Source organism: Rothia sp. HMSC071C12 (assembly GCF_001813895.1).
Classification (GTDB): Bacteria; Actinomycetota; Actinomycetes; order Actinomycetales; family Micrococcaceae; genus Rothia; species Rothia mucilaginosa.
Genome location: NZ_KV814378.1, coordinates 212,250 through 228,870, shown reverse-complemented (window position 1 = coordinate 228,870; position 16,621 = coordinate 212,250). Strand labels below are relative to the sequence as shown.

The window sequence follows — 16,621 nt, the reverse complement described above, 5'->3', positions numbered from 1 at the left end:
TATAGAAACATCATGCATTCACTCTCTTCTGCACGCTATCTTCACTTTTGTGTGTGCGTTCTGCCCTGCGTGGATTTATCGGCCGCGTTCTTGGTGGGAGTGAATGCCCAAGATATCACTCTCGAAGGACATACATGTCTACTAACATTTCTCGCCGCAAGGTTGTTGCTGGCGCAGCATGGGCTGCTCCGGTTGTTGCAGCATCTGCTGCGGTTCCCGCTTTCGCATCTTCTACTGAGTGCGCGTACGCATCTGCTCCCAAGTTCAATATCTCTGGCCAGCCTTCCGGTGCTAAGAACACCCAGAAGTTCACTGTTCCCGCTAAGGTTGACAAGATTCGCTTCGAGGTTGCCGGTGGTGCAGGTGGCGGTTCCTCGTCTATTGCTGGTGGTTCCGGCGCTCTCGTTGTGGGTGAAATCCCCGTCAAGGAAGGCCAGGTTATCGAGCTGGTTGCAGCTGCCGGTGGTGTAGCTTACCTGGAGCGCGTGGATGGTGCGGAGAACGCTCCTGATACTCCGGAAGAGAAGCGTTACAAGATTTGGGGCACCCGTCCGGCAACCGGCGGCCAGGGCTATGGTAATGGTGGTGACGTGAATGTTTACACCGTCCCCTCGGATGCACAGTCTCGCGTCGATGCTAAGTGGCCTGGTGGCTCCGACATGAAGCGTTACATTCACGGCGGTTCCGGTGGTGGCTCCTCCGCTCTGGTGATTGACGGTACCGTTGTGGCTCTTGCAGGTGGCGGTGGCGGTGCGGGTATCCGTACCCAGCCGGCTACTAACAATGTTCTGAATGAAACCCGTGAGAAGAAGGATTCTACGGGTAAGGTTATTGGTACTGAGCCCAACCCCTACTTCAACTCTAAGGCGAAGGACACCAGCACCACCGCTCTGAGCGACACCTCGAACACCACTGTTCTGCCTGTAGGTGCAAGCGCATCCGCAGCAACCGGTGACGATGCAGAGACCTCTGTCTCCTGGTATACCCACCTGAAGGATGCATCCGGTAAGCGTACCCCCACCTCCGCAATGGAAGTTGCTGGCGGTAAGGGTGGTGGCAACGGCACCGGTGGTACCGGTGGTGAGAAGCCTCGCCTCTACGCACTGGCTAACGTTTTCGGTGTGATGGGCTTCGTGTCCACCAACAACCAGGAAATCTTCAGCTCCTCTACCGCAGGTGATACCGGTGGTAACGGCTTCGACGGTAAGGGTGCAGACGGTGTCTCCGCATACTCCTACCAGCTGGATAACCACCCCGATCTGCCGAAGGAGTCTATCCCCGTTACTAACCAGAAGGCTATCGATGCAGGCGTGGTTAAGGGCGATGAGAAGGGCGGCCTTGAGGTTGATTCTGCAAAGAAGAGCTTCAATGGCTACCAGGGCGTTGTCTCCGCAGGTGGTGGCGCTGGCTACGGTGGCGGTGGCTCCGGTGCTGTTCGTGCACTCTCTTCGATTCTGACCGGCGAGAAGTGGAATGGTAACACCGCTGCTAAGGGTGGTGTCCGCCAGAATGTTGGTGCACTGCTCCAGGCTGGTGCAGGTGGCGCAGGTGGCTCCTACGTTGCTCCCTCTGTTGCTGGAGGCTCTATCTCCTCCGCTAACAACGCTGCGAAGGAATCCGGCGTTCGTAACCCCGGTTACGTGAAGGTCACCCTCTGCGAGCGCTCCTAATAGCGTGCTTATCCGAGTCTCCCTCTTGGGTTGCTCGGTGGGTTAGATACTAACCCTTCCGGTTCTCCCGCTCCTGAAAACTCATTAGGAGTGGGAGAATCGGCCCCTAAGTTTTAGTCCCTCCAGGGGTGCATCCGCGCGTATCTGGCATGAGGACTGTGTGCTTCTCTGGCGAGTGGTCTCTTGGTGTATTTTGGCCACTCACGGAGAACGCCATTGAGTGATGTCTCGTTGAGTCTCAACGACGAAACCAATGGCTTTTGAGGAAAAGGCTGGTAGTAATGCGCCAGCCTGAAGGCCCGCAGACACTTCGGTGTCTGCGGGCCTTCGCTATATCCGAGAAAGGGTGGGTTGAGCGAGGTCATGGCGTGGTGAGTTGAGAATGTTTTTCGGTGTCTATACTCTAGAAAATGAATATTGCACCCAGTGCACAAAGGTGTAAATTATTCACCCCACTCAACCTGCATCCTCTCAACCCCTCATGAAAGAAAACCTCATGCCACACAACGCACACCCCCCCCGCCGCACCATCCTCACTGGCGCAGCATGGGCACTGCCCATCATCGCAGCCTCCGCCGCCGTACCCGCATACGCCGCCAACGGTGCACAAACCGGTACCTCCCACACCATCAAGGGACAAGCAAACGGCCGCAAGACCGTCAAAACCTTCACCGTCCCGGCGGGCGTACGCGAACTCAGCTTCACCCTCACCGGCGGCGCGGGCGGCACCGTCATGGCACGCAGCCAGGGCGGATGCGGTGCCAAGGTCACCGGCACCGTCAGCGTCACCCCGGGTGCAACCGTAGAAATCGTCGCGGCAGCCGGCGGCATCGGCGTGCTTGAGCGCGTCACCCGCAACGGCGCAAGCTGGAACGAATCCAAGCCCGCCACCGGCGGCGAAGGCTACGGCAAGGGTGGCTCCTCCGCCGCGCAGGTCACCGTTCCCGCAGGTCCGAAGGCTATTATCGACGCGGCAAACCCCCGCACCTACGGCAACCCCACCGCTGGCGACGGCGCACCTCACACCCACTTCAAGCGCAGCATTTACGCCGCATCCGGTGGCGGCTCCTCCGCACTGCTGGTCAACGGCACCGTGGTTGCTATCGCAGCAGGTGGTGGCGGTGGACACGTGCGTAACTCCAGCTCCACCGCACCGCTGCCCGGCTCCAGCTACGCCATTAGTCCGGTCTGTGGCCTGGAATGGGTGCGCGGCGGCTCCGGCGGTAATGCAGAAGCCGCCATGGGCTATGAAGGTGCCGCCGCAAGCGACGCCTACAGCGTCGAGGCGAACCTGAAGATCATCGCAACCCCTGGTACGGGTGGCTCCGGCGGTCGAGGCGGCATGGGCGCTATTCCCAATAGCCTGCCCACTGGCGACCACGGTCTGGTCGGCTTCGGCTCCCAGAACAAGCAGGTCATCCACAGCACCAGCACCGCGGGCGCAACCGGCGGTAGCGGCTTCAACGCGAACGGTGCGGACGGCGTGGGTGCGTACGCCTACCAGTACGACAAGAACGACCCGAAGAACCTGACCGGTACCGCAACCGCACGAACCACCAGCATCACCATCAGCAAGAACTTCTTCGGCTACCAGACCGTGGTGTCTGCTGGCGGCGGTGCGGGCTACGGTGGTGGCGGCTCCGGCGTGGCGAACGCGGTTTCGGCAATCATCATCTCGCAGCAGTGGTGCAACAACCCGAAGAACCCGCGCCGCGCGGTCGGCTACGTTCAGCAGGGCGGCGCCGGTGGTGCTGGCGGATCCTACCTGGCGCCGAGCGTGCGTAACGGCGCAATCGTTGGCACTAAGGAGGCGCCGGCTGGCCCGAACGTGCGCGTGAATGGCATGGCGGAGGTTCGCTTCAAGTAAGCGGCTCAATCGGCTACATGACCGCCGGGGTTCTTTGCCCGGCGGGTGCTGAGAATGCTAAGTTGCGGGCACGCTAGGTCGTGGACACACTAAGAGGCGGGGAGCCCGGGATAGTACATCCCAGGCTCCCCGCCTCTGTATATTCAGCGCCCGGTATTCAGTGCCCGCCTAGATAGCGAGTCACCGGCAGAGCTGGTGGAGGTTAGAGAACCTCAACCACCTCAACGCCCTCATCTTCAAGCTCGGCAACCACGTCGTCTAACTTGTCCTCGTGCACGGGCGCGGTCAGATCAATCAGTACGCGAGTCTCGTAGCCTGCATCGACCGCATCGCGAGCGGTTGCCGACACGCAATAATCGGTGGCGATACCGACAACATCGACGAACTCGATGCCGCGCTCATCCAGCCACTCCGACAGGGGAGTCTGCGGGCCGTCCTCGGACGCATCTACACCGGGCTCGTGCTCGCCGGTTGCGACCTCATCCTCGGGGGCGAGAAGACCCTCAAAACCCGAGTATGCTGCCTCGAAGCGGCCCTTACGGAAGTACGCCTCAATGTAGTCGGTGTCCAGGTTCTCGTGAATCTGCGCACCCTTGCTCTTAGCCACGCAATGCACCGGCCAGGAGTCAACGTAGTCGGGGGTGTCAGAGAAGTGCGAGCCCGGATCGATATGCCAGTCCTGGGTGGCGACAATCGCGTCGTAGCGGTGGTGGTTGTTCTCCACGTATTCGCTAATCAGCGCGGCAACCTCCGCACCGCGCTCGGTGGCGAGGGCGCCGCCGGCGCAGAAATCGTTCTGCACGTCAACAATAATCAGTGCCTTAGACATGTCTGTCCTTTACAAGTAGGAATGAGTTTTCACTCTGATTCGCCAGGTGAAAAACAGTATCTCAGAAGGGTGGTTTAGATGAATTCGGTCGGAATGATCGGCTCACCCTCCGAGAGGCGGTGGGCAGCTTCGGGAAGCTCAGCCAGGGATGCTGCGTGGCGGGCGGTTGCGCGGCGCACGCCTTCCTCACCGGTGAAGCCGGGGAGCAGCTCGCCGTTGCGGACGAAGTCCACCATGAGCGGGCGGGTGTCCTCGAGCAGGCTCGGGTCCTCGTGGGTGCCCAGAACCTCGGCGGTCGCAATGCCCATGCCATTGAGGCGGCGGGCCGCACGCTTGGCGCCACCGATGGACGCCTTGCCAGCTGACGCCTTAGCGACCGGCTGCATTTCACCGGCGGAGTTCTCACGCTCAACAACCTTGTACACCATGGAGGAGGTCGGCGCGCCGGAACCGGTGACCAGCTTGGTACCCACACCGTAGGAGTCCACGGGTGCTGCCGCCAGGGATGCGATGGCGTACTCGTCCAGGTCGCTGGTGACGGTGATCTTGGTGTGGGTGTTGCCGAGCGAGTCGAGCAGTTCACGCACGCGAGCCGCGGTGGCGACCAGGTCGCCGGAGTCCAGGCGCACGCCGCCGAGCTCTTCGCCGGCGAGTTCCACGCCGAGGCGGACTGCATCGTCCACGTTGTAGGTGTCGACGAGCAGGGTGGTGCGGGCGCCAAGGGAACGCAGCTGCGCCTCGAATGCTTCACGTTCGCTGTCGTGCAGCAGGGTGAACGCGTGGGCGCTGGTGCCGATGGTGTGCAGGCCGTAGCGCAGGCCAGCCTCCAGGTTGGAGGTGCCCGCGAAGCCGGCGATAACGGCGGCGCGTGCGGCGGAGACGGCGGCGCGTTCGTGGGCGCGGCGCGAACCCATTTCGAGGCAGGGGCGGTTGCCTGCGGCTGCGCTCATGCGGGAGGCGGCGCTCGCCACGGCGGAGTCAAAGTTCAGGATGGACAGCAGGTAGGTTTCGAGGACGCACGCTTCGGCGAAGGTGCCTTCGACCTGCAGGACGGGGGAGTGGGGGAAGAATGCTTCGCCTTCTGCGTAGCCGCGGATGTTGCCGCTGAAGGTGAAGGATTCGAGGTAGGAGAGGGTTTCTTTGTTGACGATGTTGCGGGAGGAGAGGAAAGAGAGTTCTTCGTCGTTGAAGCGGAAGTTAGCGAGGCCTTCTAGGAATCGGCCGGTGCCTGCGAGGACGCCGTAGCGGCGGCCCGCGGGCAGGCGGCGGGTGAAGACTTCGAAGGTGCACTTACGGTTGGCTGCGCCGGAGGCGAGTGCCGCCTGGAGCATGGTCAGTTCGTAGTGGTCGGTGAGAAGAGAGGTAGTAGCCATGTGTTTATTGTAGTGGGGTATTAGGGTATTTTTCTTCTTAAACCGGCGTGTCAATCACTACATAAAGTATTCTTGACTCTAAGTGCTGTAGTATGACAAATTACCAGCACTCTGCGCGGGAGCAAACTAGGATAAACACCGCAGCAGCGCAGGACGAACACCGGAGCTACACAGTGGCAACATAGGGGCAACACATACCCGCCCGTATAATCAAAGGGAACCGGCCGCAAAGGAAACCAATGAACACTACCGCCGTGACCCTCTCCACCGGAACCCTCGAGGACACCGACCTCGACACCGCCCTGGAGAACATCCTCGCCACAGACACCCCCTGGAAAGTCATCGTCTGGAACGACCCCGTCAACCTCATGACCTACGTGTCCTACGTCTTCCGCAGTCACTTCGGCTACTCCCGTGCCCGCGCAGAAGAGCTCATGCTGCAGGTGCACAACAACGGTAAGGCAATCGTCTTCACCGGCTCACGCGAAGACGCCGAAAAACACACCCAGGCAATGCACGCTTGGGGTCTGCTGGCAACCTTCGAGAAAGTAGAAAACTAATGGCGCGACCCTTCCGCCGCACCCCCGGAGGCTACACCGCCTCCTTCGAACCCGCCGAACGCGACCTGATCCGCGAACTCGCCGAAGACGTGCGCGCACTACTGCGCCCGGCAGATACCACCGCCGACGGCGGCACCGTCGACCCGCTGGAGGCGCTGGTCGGCATCACCGAAAACCCCACCATTCCCGCCGACAGCGCCGTAGCACGCCTGCTCCCCGCCGCAAGCAGCGACGACGAGGCCGCCACCGAATACCGCCGCTATACCGAACGCGACCTGCGCGAAACTAAACGCGCGAACCTCGCCATGCTCGCCTTCGACATTGAGTCCAGCGACCTGCGCCTGAACGAAGAACACGCCCGCGCTTGGGCTGCTGCGCTCGGCGATATCCGCTTGGTGCTCGCCGACCGCCTCTACATTGTGGACGAAGACACCGCAGAAGATATTGCGGCGTTCACCGACCCTTCCGAGATCGAGACCCAGGAAGAGTACATGGCTGTGGTGTACAACTTCGTCTCCTGGGTTCAGGACTCGCTCATGCTCGCCATGCTCGACGGGCTGGACAACGAAGAAGAGGATGTGACCGGCGGAGCATTTGACGGGGCAAATGGCGGGGAAAAAGAGCAAGAATAGAACGAATTTTTCAAATTCCCCTTCAAACTATCGTCATATACAGCCACATAATGGTGGTTCTCGACTCATCTAACCGCCGAACGGACTAAAAGGGTAACCTTAGCGAGTTAGCATAGAACGTGGTACCCGACCGATAACGAAGTGTAGGTGACACATGAGTGACAGCATCGACGCAACAAATCCCTACCGTGCCCGCACCCCCTGGGGAAGCCCCGCGCCCGTAGGCCCTACCGCCGCGGCACCCATCGGCGTCTTCGACTCCGGTGTGGGTGGACTCACCGTGGCACGCGCCATCATGGACCAGCTGCCTCACGAACGCATCATCTACGTCGGCGACACCGCCCACGGCCCCTACGGCCCCCTCAAAATCGCAGAAGTACGCGCCAACGCGCTACGCATCATGGACGAACTCGTCGACTCCGGCGTGAAAATGCTCGTCATCGCCTGCAACACCGCCTCCGCAGCGGTGCTCCGCGACGCCCGCGAACGCTACACCCGCCAGTACGGCATCCCCGTCATCGAGGTGATCCAGCCCGCCGCCCGCCGTGCGCTCGCCGCAACCCGCAACCGCAAGATCGGCGTGATCGCGACGGAGGCGACCGTCACCTCTCGCGCCTACGAGGACACTTTCGCGATTACCCCGAACCTTGAGGTGCAATCGGTGGCGTGCCCGCGCTTCGTGGAGTTCGTGGAGAAGGGCATTACCTCCGGCCCCGAGCTGCTGGAGACCGCCCGCGAGTACCTGCAGCCGCTCAAGGACGCCGGCGTGGACACCCTCGTGCTCGGCTGTACCCACTACCCGCTGCTGGCCGGCGTGATTTCCTACATTATGGGTGAGGACGTCACCCTGGTTTCCTCCGCGGATGAGACCGCGAAGGATGTGTACCGCGAACTGCTCAACCACGCCATTGAAAGCCCGGTCCCCGAGGAAAACCCGCACCACGAATTCCTCGCCACCGGCGAATCTGAGACGTTCTCGCAGCTGGCGCGCCGCTTCCTCGGCCCCGAGGTCACCAACGTTCGCCACACCAGCTCCGTGGCGGAACGCTACCCGACCGGCTCGCTGGCGGCACTCACCCCCGAAATGCTCGCGGCACACCGCAGCATCACCCTCGACGAATCGGCAGATCCTGCAGAGGCAGCACACACTGTCGCGGGCACCGAATTTTCCGGCACCACCCCTAAGGACGACACCTCATGCGTCTAACCGTTATCGGTTGCACGGGCTCCTTCCCCGGCCCCGTCTCACCGGCTAGTTGCTACATGCTCACCGCCACTGACTTCGCGGGTCGAACCTGGCGCATCATCATGGACATGGGCAACGGCTCCCTCGGCATGCTCCAGCGCCATATCGACCTGAGCGATATCGACGCGATTCTGATTTCGCACCTGCACCCGGACCACTGCATCGACCTGTCCGGTCTGCACGTGGCGGTCAAGTGGGATCCGCGCGGCTGGCCCAAGGGCCGCATTCCGCTGTACGGTCCCGCCGCGATTAACGAGTACCTTTCGGCGACTCACGGCCTGGACCCGGATCCGGGCATGAGCACCGAGTTTGAGTACCACACCTGGACTGAGGGTGAGCCCGTGCAGATTGGTCCCTTCCGCGTGGAGCCGTTCCGCGTGGTTCACCCCTCGAAGGACCCGTACGCCCTGCGCATCACCTGCAACGACCGCGAGGGCCACACCGTGTTCTCGTACTCGGGCGATACCGACCTGTGCGAGGGCCTGGTCAAGGCTGCGCGCGGTGCTGACCTGTTCCTCTGCGAGGCAGCATACCAGGAGGGCCGCGACGACGCTCTGCGCGGTATTCACCTGACCGGCAAGCGCGCCGGCGAAGCCGCCACAGAGGCGGGCGTGCGTAACCTGCTGCTAACCCACTTGCCCGTGTGGAACGACCCGGACATCGCCCGCGCGGAGGCGCGCAGTGCTTTCTCCGGCCCGGTCGGCATTGCCGAAATGGCGGCAAGCTACCGCATCTACCCGCGCCCGACGGAGGCTCACCCGGTCACGTCCACCCTGAACGTGGTGGAGGTGCTCGATCCGCCGCTGAACACCGCGATTGCGCTCCCTAAGCCCGAACTAGATTAGGTGAAGCCCGAGCTGGACTAGGCCAAACCCGAGCTGGGCTAAAACAAGCTGGGCTAGTACAAACTGCGCTCAGCCCCGCCCACTTTTCGACATAGAATCAACAGACAGACACAGATCCCGCAGACAGATTCAAGGAGAACCCATGACTGCAACCCGCGACGACGGCCGCGCCCTCAACGAACTGCGCCCCATCACCATTACCCGCGGCTGGTCCCGCAACGCCGAGGGTTCCGCCCTCATCGAGTTCGGAAACACTCGCGTGCTGTGCACCGCATCCTTCACCGAGGGCGTGCCGCGCTGGCTCAAGGGCGAGGGCAAGGGCTGGGTGACCGCCGAGTACGCCATGCTGCCGCGCGCCACCAACACCCGTTCTTCGCGCGAGTCGCTGAAGGGCCGCGTGGGCGGCCGCACCCACGAGATTTCCCGTCTGATTGGCCGCTCCCTGCGCGCGGTCATCAACATGGAGGAGCTGGGCGAGAACACCATCGTGCTCGACTGTGACGTGCTGCAGGCTGACGGCGGTACCCGCACCGCCTCGATTACCGGCGCGTACGTGGCGCTGGCTGATGCTATTTCTTGGGCGAAGGAGCAGAAGATTCTGCCCGCTAAGGCGAACCCGCTGATCGATTCGGTGTCCGCAATTTCGGTGGGCATTATTGACGGCACCCCCATGCTGGACCTGCCCTACACCGAGGACGTGCGCGCCGAGACCGACATGAACGTGGTCGTCACCGGTAGCGGCAAGTTCGTTGAGGTTCAGGGCACCGCCGAGGGCGCGCCTTTCGACCGCGACGAGCTCAACAGCCTGCTCGACCTGGCGCTGGAAGGCACCGCTGAGCTGGCTCAGATTCAGCGTGAAGCACTGGCACACTAACCCGTCCCAGTAACTAGTTCCATCGACAAGGAGAAACTATGGCACACGCAAAGATTGTTCTGGCAAGCCACAATAAGGGCAAGCTCAAGGAACTGCGCGAAATTCTGCGCGGACGCATTGACGGCCTGGACGTTGACACCCAGGTGGTTGACGCCTCCAGCGTGAACGCCCCCGACGTTCCCGAGACCGGCGTGACCTTCGCTGAGAACTCCCTGCTGAAGGCGCGCGCTGTTGCCGAGGCAACCGGGCTGATCGCTATTGCTGACGATTCCGGCCTGTCGGTGGATGTGCTCAACGGCGCTCCCGGCATTTTCTCGGCGCGCTGGGCGGGTAGCCACGGCGATGACACCGCGAACCTGAACCTGCTGCTGGCTCAGCTGAGCGATATTTCTGCCGAGCACCGCGGCGCGAAGTTCTGCTGCGCGGCCTCGGTTGCCGCCCCGAGCGGTTTTGAGGCGGTCGAGTACGGCGAGCTGCCCGGTGAGCTGCTGACCGCACCGGCGGGGGAGGGCGGCTTCGGTTACGACCCGATTCTGCGCCCCATGGAGTTGAACGGTGAGAACGCCCTGTACGAGGGTCAGTACGCTGGCAAGTCTTGCGCTGAGATTCCCGCCGATATTAAGAACTCGATTAGCCACCGTGCGCGTGCTTTTGAAGCGCTGATTCCTCAGATTGCTGCTGCGCTGACCTCCTAAAACCGCTGTCTAAAACCTCTGTCTAAAACCGTCGCTGAGGCGCCAGAGCATACTCGCTGTGCCGGTCTCGTTGCGCCTGTCTCGCAGCGCTGGTCTCACGGTGCCGGTCTGATGGGTAAAAACGCGGGGGTTGGGTACGATTTTTTCGTGCATCCCCCTAAAATCCCCCACAGGGATACCAATTAAAGGCACAATAGTGTGAGAAGCTTTACCTCAAGGTTAGTGACACCAAAGAAACTCGTCTGCTGAAGGTACCTTCGGCAGGCGAGTTTTGCTATTGAAGAGCCTTTCAGCGGGGCATCTGCCCGACGCTTGCTGTCACCGACCACGGTAGAAAAACCTGCAGCGAAAGAGACACACCGATGCTCATCCTTCTTCTGCTGATGGCACTCGCCCTTGCCGCCGGATGCTGGGCGTACTCCTACGTGTGGCGCGGCCTGAACCGCCGCGTCATTGCCGCCGTGAAGGTGGTCGATCCGATGATTACGCTCGGCCCGTACGTCATGGCGGCGTGGGTGGCGTTCATGGCTCTGATCGCCACGAATATCTGGGCGACCGGAACCCTGCACACTGTGCTGACGATTATTTTCTGCGTGGTTGCCGCAGGGTGCCTCGGCTGGGCTGGATTCTGGCTGCTCATGCACTGCCTGGGCGGGCAGACTCCGGGCAAACGCCCGATGTGGTGGCGTGAGGCGGTTGCCGCGAAGTTCGCCTGGCGTAACCTCTCGCGCATGCCCGCCTACCTGGGTGCTCGCACCAGCATCCTGCCGGTGGAGAACCCGCACCTGACCAAGCCGTATTCGGGATCGTGGACTCGCCCGCTCGGTGCGACCATGCCCGGGTACAGCTCCAACGGCGAGTTTATTGAGGGCTTTGACGAGTTCGGCCGCAAGATGCCGCGCCTCTACCCGGTGGGCCCCGAACCGACCATTTTTGAGATGGCGCGCTGGGGTAAATCGGTCAGCTCCGATCAGCTGCTGACGACCTTCCTACCGACTGCGCCGTTTGAGCGTCTGCGCCTGCCCGGCACCATGACGGGCCCCTTTACCTTTGCGGGGGAGGTGCCGCACGGTGCGGTGACGAAGTGGCCTCGCCGCAGCGGCGCCAACCGCGCCTTCGGCTCCTACGCTCGTCTGGGCGAAATCACCGAACGCAAGGTGGAGCTGCTGATCGACCACCGCATCATTGCGGCGCTGCAGACCACCCGCGAAAGCTACGAACGCCGACACAGCTGGATGCTCGCCTTCACCGATATCGCAGACGGCGACTTCACGATGGACGCCGACGAGAACGGCAACCTGCGCATCACCTTCGGCATGATCACCGAGGGTTACGAGACTCCGTGGGTCTTCACCAGCACCCTAAAAGACAGCCCGCGCCTGCGCCGCAAGGTACGCCACGCCATGAGGGAACGCCGCGTCCTCAAACAGAGCAGCGGCGAGCTGATGGACTGGTACTTCGTGCCGAAGCTCAGCGAATTCCCTCACGGCCCGGTTACGAATGAGCTTCCCGAAGAGTTCTACTTCAAGTCCAATATCATGGTCACGAACCGTCACGAGAGCTCCTCGCGTGCCTCGGGTGAGGCGCACTAGGGGAAGGAACGTGGGAGCAGAGCAGCGCATTAGCGGTGACTGTCATAATCACTCTTTTCCCCAAGCCACGCTAGAATAGAGTTCCGAACGTTGAACGCTCTGCGGGGCACGACACGCGTCGTGCCCCGCTGTCGTTCTGCCCCCGTAGCACTTGAGCCGGACTCGCACTCCGCCCGGTGGCACGCGTTCACCACCGCAGACATATTCACCCGAAAGGAATCCCGTGGCGTCTTCGAACTACACCGCCCGTCACCTCTCCGTGCTGGAAGGTCTGGAAGCTGTACGCAAACGCCCGGGCATGTACATTGGCTCCACGGACTCTCGCGGCCTGATGCACTGCCTCTGGGAGATTATCGACAACTCGGTGGATGAGGCGCTCGCCGGTTTCGGTCAGTCCATTCAGGTGATTCTGTACCGTGACGGTTCGGTTGAGGTGCGCGATGATGGCCGCGGTATCCCGACCGATATTGAGCCGCGCACCGGTCTGTCCGGTGTGGAGGTTGTGTTCACCAAGCTGCACGCCGGCGGTAAGTTCGGCGGCGGCTCCTATAACGCCTCCGGTGGTCTGCACGGTGTGGGTGCTTCCGTGGTGAACGCTCTGTCCTCCCGCCTAGATGTGCAGGTGGATCGCGGTTCTAAGACCTACCAGATGTCTTTCCGCCACGGCATCCCCGGCCACTTTGAGTCCGGCCGCGCCCCCAAGCCCGATGATCCGTTCACTCCCGCAACCGAGGGCACTGACGCCCTGCAGATTGTGGGCAAGGCGAAGCGTGGCGTGACCGGCACCCGTGTGCGCTACTGGGCTGACCCGCAGATTTTCACCCCCGACGCCAAGTTCAGCTACGAGGACTTGGCTGCTCGCGCGCGCCAGACCGCGTTCCTTATTCCGGGTCTGCGTATTTGCATCCGCGATGAGCGCCGCCTGCCCGGCACCCCCGGTGAGCTGGAGCCCCACGAGGAAGTTTTCCAGTACGACGGCGGCATCAGCGAGTTCGTCGATTTCCTGGCGCACGATGAGCGCATTACTGACACCTGGCGTTTTAGCGGTAGCGGCTCTTTCACCGAGACCGTGCCCGTGCTCGGTGAGGACGGCCGCTCGCAGCTGACCGATGTGGAACGCGATTGCGAAGTGGACGTGGCGCTGCGCTGGGGCATTGGCTACGAGACGACGGTCCGCAGCTTCGTAAATATTATTGCCACCCCCAAGGGCGGTACTCACACGACCGGTTTTGAGCAGGGCCTGCTGCGCGTGATGCGCAAGCACCTTGCCGATAATGCCCGCAAGTACAAGGTGGGTAACGACAAGATTGAGAAGGACGACGTGCTCGCCGGCTTGACCGCCGTGCTGACCGTGCGTCTTGCCGAGCCGCAGTTTGAGGGTCAGACCAAGGAGATTCTGGGTACCCCGGCGGTTCGCCAGATCGTGTCGAAGGTCGTGGGCGATGCGCTGAAGGCTCGCCTGGAGTCGACCGCCCGTGCGGAGAAGGCTCAGGCGACCGCTCTGTGTGAGAAGGTCGTCTCTGAGATGAAGACCCGCGTCTCGGCGCGCATCCATAAGGAAACTCAGCGCCGTAAGACCGCGCTGGAGTCTTCGTCCATGCCCACCAAGCTGGTGGATTGCCGTTCGACCAATGTTGAGCATTCTGAGCTGTTCATTGTGGAGGGTGACTCGGCGCTGGGCACGGCGCGTCTGGCGCGTTCTTCCTCGTATCAGGCTCTGCTGCCGATTCGCGGTAAGATCCTGAACACTCAGCGTGCTTCGGTGACTGATGTGCTCGCGAATGCTGAGTGCGCGGCGCTGATTCAGGTGATCGGTGCGGGTTCGGGTCGTACCTTTGACCTGGACTCTGCTCGCTACGGCAAGGTCATTATGATGACCGATGCGGACGTGGACGGCGCCCACATCCGTACCCTGCTGCTGACCCTGTTCTACCGTTACATGCGTCCGCTGATTGAGGCGGGTCGCGTGTACGCTGCGGTTCCGCCTCTGCATCGTGTGGAGGTGGTGCGCCGCGGCAAGCCGAACGAGATGGTGTACACCTACTCGGAGAAGCAGCTGCACGAGCTTCTGGATTCTCTGCGGGAGCAGGGGGTGTCCTATAAGGAACCCATTCAGCGTTATAAGGGTCTGGGTGAGATGGACGCTGACCAGCTGGCTGAGACGACGATGGATCCGCGTCATCGCATGTTGCGCCGTATTCGCATTGAGGATGCGGAGGCTGCCGAGCGTGCGTTCTCCTTGTTGATGGGTTCTGAGGTGGCTCCGCGTAAGGAATTCATTATTGCGGGTGCTCATCAGCTGGATGCCGAGAGCATTGATATGTAGAGCATCGATATGTAGCGTGCGGTACCTTGCGGGGCATTGCGGTGCCTTGCGGGGCAGTGGTGGCTGGCGTGTCACAATCCATGAATTTTGTGTGAGAATAGTCACGCAATTCTCGGAGATTCCGCGTAAATTCCGCATGAAACAGGCAAATTTAAGCTTTGAGCACTACTTGAGCCACCTGTCATATTCCGGGAATCTGTCACCAAAATTTTGCAGAAATAGTATAAAAATGCAAAGTTTCACCGTGGTTCCGAAACTACCCTGCAACCCCGCAATGCACCACAGTGTTTCGCCCCTCAATCCACCCGCACACCGGGGGATAACGTTCAACGTACCTTTAGCGAAACGTCAAACAATAAACGTCCATACTATGCACAGCCTACTCACAGCTTCTTAGGAAAACCCTGTACCTTAGAAGCATGAGAGACACTGTGTCAGTAACTCTCGTATGCCCTCCATCGATGGTGGACTACCCGAAATCTGGCACAAACGCACATTAAGTACACACATAGTAAGGACCTATCAATGGATCCCCTTGATTTTGGTAGGTGGCAGTTCGGTATTACCACCGTCTACCACTTCTTCATGGTTCCGCTGACTCTGGGTCTGGGCCTTGTGGTGACCTACCTGTACATTTGCTACGTTCGTACCAAGAAGGACGAATACAAGCGCATGACGAAGTTCTGGGGCAAGCTGTACCTCATTAACTTCGCTATGGGTGTGGCCACCGGTCTGGTTCAGGAATTCCAGTTCGGCATGGCGTGGAGTGAATACTCCCGCTTCGTCGGCGACGTCTTCGGCGCTCCGCTGGCAATGGAAGGCCTCTTCGCCTTCTTCGTTGAGTCGACCTTCCTTGGTCTGTGGATCTTCGGTTGGGACCGCCTCAAGCCCGCAGTCCACGCCTTCTGTCTGTTCATGGCAGTTCTCGGCTCCTGGATTTCTGCATTCTTCATTCTGGTTGCAAACTCCTGGATGCAGCACCCCGTCGGTGCAGAAATGATTGACGGTCGTCCCCGCATGACCGACATTGGCGCAGTGCTGATGAACCCCCTCGCATGGGTGACCTTCTCTCACGTCATCACCGCATCCATCCAGGTTGCCGGTGGCTTCCTGGTCGGTATTGCCTGGTACAAGCTGTGGCGTCGCCGCAAGGACGGCATCGACAAGGTCGTTGACGGCAAGGTCGTCGTTGGTGAGTCCGACAAGGGCGCACGAGACAAGAAGGACTTCCAGGTTTGGATCAAGTCCCTGCGCCTGGGCGCAGTCGTTGGTCTCCTCGCGTTCGCAGGTGTTGGTGCATCCGGCCACCTGCAGGCACAGATGATGATCCACGAGCAGCCCATGAAGATGGCTGCCGCAGAAGCTGCGTGCCACGACGGTACCGCCTTCTCTGTTCTGACCATCGGCGAGCTCGGCGCTCAGAGCTGCGACAAGATCACCCCCATCATCGAGGTCCCCGGCGTGCTGTCCTTCCTGGCACACGACAACTTCGATACCCCGGTGAAGGGTATTCAGACCCTGCTGCCCGAGTACGAAGCTAAGTTCGGCACCAACCTGCCCAACAACCCGCTCTACGGCGAGCGTGCAGGTCAGAAGATTGACTACCTGCCCTCCCTCGAGGTCTCCTACTGGGGCTTCCGCGGCATGATTGGTCTGGGTGCAGTCGTACTGCCCCTCTACCTCTACGCACTGTGGGTAACCCGTAAGAAGGGCGTTGGCACCGTTCCCGAGTCCAAGCTGCTCAAGAACGTTGCTGTCTGGTCCATCATGGCTCCCTTCTTCGCAATCGCACTGGGCTGGATCTTCACCGAAATGGGCCGCCAGCCCTTCGTTGTGGCTCCGAACCTTCAGGGTGATCCCTCGATCCACCTGTTCACCGCAGCAGCTATCTCCCCGGGTGTTTCCGGTGAAGAAATCCTCTTCTCCCTGCTCACCCTGGGCCTGCTCTACGGCGTGCTGATGGTGGTTGAGGTTTACCTGCTCATCAAGTACGTCAAGGCCGGTGTTGTGGCAGCAATGCCCGAGCTGGTTCAGTCGCCCCACGAGGACGAGTCCAACGACAAGTCCAAGCGCGATGTGCTGGAGTTCGCCTACTAGGCGGGTAAGGATTGA

Annotated in this window: 13 protein-coding genes; 11 read left to right on the top strand and 2 right to left on the bottom strand. The window is 61.1% G+C overall.

Features of this window, described 5'->3' with window-relative positions; all coding sequences use genetic code 11:
• The first annotated feature begins 134 nt into the window (after window positions 1-134).
• Window positions 135-1,670 (top strand): transcriptional initiation protein Tat, encoded by a 1,536-nt coding sequence (locus tag HMPREF2942_RS08645; RefSeq protein ID WP_070688880.1) that lies wholly within the window; start codon window positions 135-137, stop codon window positions 1,668-1,670.
• Window positions 1,671-2,166: 496 nt separating this feature from the next.
• Window positions 2,167-3,537: a hypothetical protein gene (locus HMPREF2942_RS08640; RefSeq protein WP_070688879.1), complete on the top strand. Its 1,371-nt coding sequence runs from the start codon at window positions 2,167-2,169 to the stop codon at window positions 3,535-3,537.
• 202 nt (window positions 3,538-3,739) lie between these two features.
• Here HMPREF2942_RS08640 and HMPREF2942_RS08635 read toward each other — a convergent pair whose 3' ends face one another.
• Together HMPREF2942_RS08635 and HMPREF2942_RS08630 are read right to left on the bottom strand one after the other, a co-directional pair.
• Window positions 3,740-4,366: an isochorismatase family protein gene (locus tag HMPREF2942_RS08635; RefSeq protein ID WP_070688878.1), complete on the bottom strand. Its 627-nt coding sequence runs from the start codon at window positions 4,364-4,366 to the stop codon at window positions 3,740-3,742.
• A gap of 74 nt (window positions 4,367-4,440) precedes the next feature.
• A complete protein-coding gene (locus HMPREF2942_RS08630) occupies window positions 4,441-5,739 on the bottom strand; it encodes a nicotinate phosphoribosyltransferase (protein WP_070688877.1) in 1,299 nt (432 codons plus the stop codon).
• 239 nt (window positions 5,740-5,978) lie between these two features.
• On the opposite strand from HMPREF2942_RS08630, the gene clpS reads away from it, so the two are divergent.
• The 9 genes from clpS (at window position 5,979) to HMPREF2942_RS08585 (ending at window position 16,606) form a co-directional block, all read left to right on the top strand.
• The gene (gene clpS / locus HMPREF2942_RS08625; RefSeq protein ID WP_005507825.1) at window positions 5,979-6,299 is read left to right on the top strand and encodes an ATP-dependent Clp protease adapter ClpS; all 321 of its coding nucleotides are present in this window, start codon (window positions 5,979-5,981) and stop codon (window positions 6,297-6,299) included.
• The gene (locus HMPREF2942_RS08620; protein ID WP_070688876.1) at window positions 6,299-6,931 is read left to right on the top strand and encodes a DUF2017 domain-containing protein; all 633 of its coding nucleotides are present in this window, start codon (window positions 6,299-6,301) and stop codon (window positions 6,929-6,931) included. The genes clpS and HMPREF2942_RS08620 overlap by 1 nt, the downstream gene beginning before the upstream one ends.
• Before the next feature lie 154 nt (window positions 6,932-7,085).
• Window positions 7,086-8,138, top strand: coding sequence for a glutamate racemase (murI, locus tag HMPREF2942_RS08615; RefSeq protein ID WP_070688875.1), 1,053 nt, complete (start codon window positions 7,086-7,088; stop codon window positions 8,136-8,138).
• A complete protein-coding gene (locus HMPREF2942_RS08610; protein WP_005507828.1) occupies window positions 8,129-9,022 on the top strand; it encodes an MBL fold metallo-hydrolase in 894 nt (297 codons plus the stop codon). Before murI ends, HMPREF2942_RS08610 begins: the two co-directional genes overlap by 10 nt.
• Window positions 9,023-9,164: 142 nt before the next feature.
• Window positions 9,165-9,896, top strand: a complete 732-nt coding sequence (gene rph / locus HMPREF2942_RS08605) for a ribonuclease PH (RefSeq protein ID WP_070688874.1) — start codon at window positions 9,165-9,167, stop codon at window positions 9,894-9,896.
• A 38-nt stretch (window positions 9,897-9,934) separates the two neighbouring features.
• Window positions 9,935-10,591: a non-canonical purine NTP pyrophosphatase gene (locus HMPREF2942_RS08600; protein WP_070688873.1), complete on the top strand. Its 657-nt coding sequence runs from the start codon at window positions 9,935-9,937 to the stop codon at window positions 10,589-10,591.
• 362 nt (window positions 10,592-10,953) lie between these two features.
• Window positions 10,954-12,183 (top strand): RDD family protein, encoded by a 1,230-nt coding sequence (locus HMPREF2942_RS08595; protein WP_070688872.1) that lies wholly within the window; start codon window positions 10,954-10,956, stop codon window positions 12,181-12,183.
• Window positions 12,184-12,406: 223 nt separating this feature from the next.
• Window positions 12,407-14,509, top strand: a complete 2,103-nt coding sequence (locus tag HMPREF2942_RS08590; protein ID WP_070688871.1) for a DNA gyrase/topoisomerase IV subunit B — start codon at window positions 12,407-12,409, stop codon at window positions 14,507-14,509.
• Window positions 14,510-15,034: 525 nt separating this feature from the next.
• Window positions 15,035-16,606 carry a cytochrome ubiquinol oxidase subunit I gene (locus HMPREF2942_RS08585; protein WP_070678120.1) on the top strand — a complete coding sequence of 524 codons (1,572 nt, stop codon included), beginning with the start codon at window positions 15,035-15,037 and terminating at the stop codon, window positions 16,604-16,606.
• The last annotated feature ends 15 nt before the right edge of the window (window positions 16,607-16,621 follow it).

Excerpts from the sequence above, each read along its gene's own strand:
- HMPREF2942_RS08640 (WP_070688879.1), top strand. The coding sequence starts at position 2,167 with ATGCCACACAACGCACACCCCCCCCGCCGCACCATCCTCACTGGCGCA.
- rph (WP_070688874.1), top strand. The coding sequence starts at position 9,165 with ATGACTGCAACCCGCGACGACGGCCGCGCCCTCAACGAACTGCGCCCC.
- HMPREF2942_RS08630 (WP_070688877.1), bottom strand. The coding sequence starts at position 5,739 with ATGGCTACTACCTCTCTTCTCACCGACCACTACGAACTGACCATGCTC.
- HMPREF2942_RS08600 (WP_070688873.1), top strand. The coding sequence starts at position 9,935 with ATGGCACACGCAAAGATTGTTCTGGCAAGCCACAATAAGGGCAAGCTC.
- HMPREF2942_RS08620 (WP_070688876.1), top strand. The coding sequence starts at position 6,299 with ATGGCGCGACCCTTCCGCCGCACCCCCGGAGGCTACACCGCCTCCTTC.
- HMPREF2942_RS08645 (WP_070688880.1), top strand. The coding sequence starts at position 135 with ATGTCTACTAACATTTCTCGCCGCAAGGTTGTTGCTGGCGCAGCATGG.
- clpS (WP_005507825.1), top strand. The coding sequence starts at position 5,979 with ATGAACACTACCGCCGTGACCCTCTCCACCGGAACCCTCGAGGACACC.
- murI (WP_070688875.1), top strand. The coding sequence starts at position 7,086 with ATGAGTGACAGCATCGACGCAACAAATCCCTACCGTGCCCGCACCCCC.
- HMPREF2942_RS08595 (WP_070688872.1), top strand. The coding sequence starts at position 10,954 with ATGCTCATCCTTCTTCTGCTGATGGCACTCGCCCTTGCCGCCGGATGC.
- HMPREF2942_RS08610 (WP_005507828.1), top strand. The coding sequence starts at position 8,129 with ATGCGTCTAACCGTTATCGGTTGCACGGGCTCCTTCCCCGGCCCCGTC.
- HMPREF2942_RS08635 (WP_070688878.1), bottom strand. The coding sequence starts at position 4,366 with ATGTCTAAGGCACTGATTATTGTTGACGTGCAGAACGATTTCTGCGCC.
- HMPREF2942_RS08585 (WP_070678120.1), top strand. The coding sequence starts at position 15,035 with ATGGATCCCCTTGATTTTGGTAGGTGGCAGTTCGGTATTACCACCGTC.